The sequence below is a fragment of the Endozoicomonas sp. SESOKO3 genome, from assembly GCF_024606255.1.
The window spans coordinates 1-1,499 of sequence record NZ_JAHHPR010000295.1 but is presented as its reverse complement, the minus strand read 5'-3'; the positions used below and the strand labels follow the sequence as shown (position 1 = coordinate 1,499).

Sequence of the window (1,499 nt, the reverse complement as noted above, 5' to 3'; positions counted from 1 at the left end):
GTTCTCGGTGTTCACGGTTTGGTTAAACCCGTCTATGACCACTTCCATAGCAAGCTGCATGAACATCGCGCTGACCATGCAGCGAATCCATCAAAACCGCCTTCAACACCCCTTTCGGAAAGGAATGCCCGCCCCCTGCCCAAGCTCCCCAACAAAATGAGTGAGCAACCCGAAACGACCCGTTCAAAGCCCGCTGACACACCACTTGCAGTTAGAAACAGCACTCCGGAAACCCCATCAACTAAAGCCCTGTCCGTTCCTGAAATCATTGATGGCATAGACTATGGCAAATTTGATGATGATTCTGGTTTCTCACTCAGCAACTTCTCAGACGCCGTCCGGCAGCTCCCCACTTCGGATATCAAGGATTTAATATCAAAACTTAGCCAAAACCAAGACGATAGCTACAGCACAGTCAAGCAAGAAGTACGAGAAATTTATGCCGAAAGAAAAGTCACCGAAAAGATGAAAAACTTTAACGGTGACGTAAAGGGTTTAAAAGAAGAACTTGCCACACATTACGCAAAAGCCCCCATGCTCGCGGCTGCGATGGGCGCAGAGGTAGATCGTCAACTGAATATTCAGGAAAGCCCTGACTCCCGATCCCGCGAACTTAAAGAACTGACTCCGTCCTTGCAGGGTGTGTATGGCTCGAACAATGGGTCCCAACTGACATTTGGCTCTTATGAGGGAGCTCCACTTAAACTGGATCAGACATTCCCCTTCCAGCCTGACGACCCTGTCATTACAAAGCAATTCAGCGATATTCAAAAAGACAGCCCAGATATACAAAGTAAATTCGATCAAGACCCTGCTTTCAAAGCTCAAGCACAGCCAAAATTCAAAAACATCTTTCAGAGCGATAAAGGCAAAGCATTCGCACCGGGAGCTCCCTATCATGCCGCCAAAGTTGACCTGCCTGGTGGCAGCTTTATCGCCAGTCAGGGACCGGTTGAAAAGACAGAAACCAACTTCATTAAGATGCTGGCCCATCATCGTCCTGCCGTTTCAGTCTCTCTTGTTAACGCCAAGGAACTGCAAGATCCGAAAATTTCCGGGCAGAGAATTAATAAGTGTTCTATTGAAGTAGGCCCGAAGAATGTGGGTGAAGAAAAAGACTACGGCGGCGTTAAGGTTAGACTGGATGGGCAGTATTCGTTTGATAATGATAACGTCACCGTCAAACAATTCTCCGTGAATGGAGAAACACAGTTCAGGGTTTACGACAAAGGCTGGGCAGACCATTCTGCCGGCAACCCGGAAAGACTGGCAAAACTGTCGGTACTGGTTGAAAAGTTACGTCAGCACCCCTCTGTTGCAGCCAGGTCAGACAACCCCACTGTCGTCAACTGCAATGCGGGGGTCGGCAGAACCGGAACCTTCGTAACGATTGATAACAGCCTTAGGCAGTACCAAAAGACAGGAAAAGTTCCACAAGATTTCACTCAAACCATTGCTACCGCCCGTGAGGTCAGAAACAAATTCGTGCAAACAGCAGG

The 1,499-nt window shown here is 48.4% G+C and carries 1 protein-coding gene; it reads left to right on the top strand.

The features are described 5' to 3' along the window. Nucleotides 1-1,499, top strand: a 1,499-nt coding sequence (locus KDK18_RS05325) for a tyrosine-protein phosphatase (protein ID WP_257253733.1), incomplete at both ends; no start/stop codon positions are given.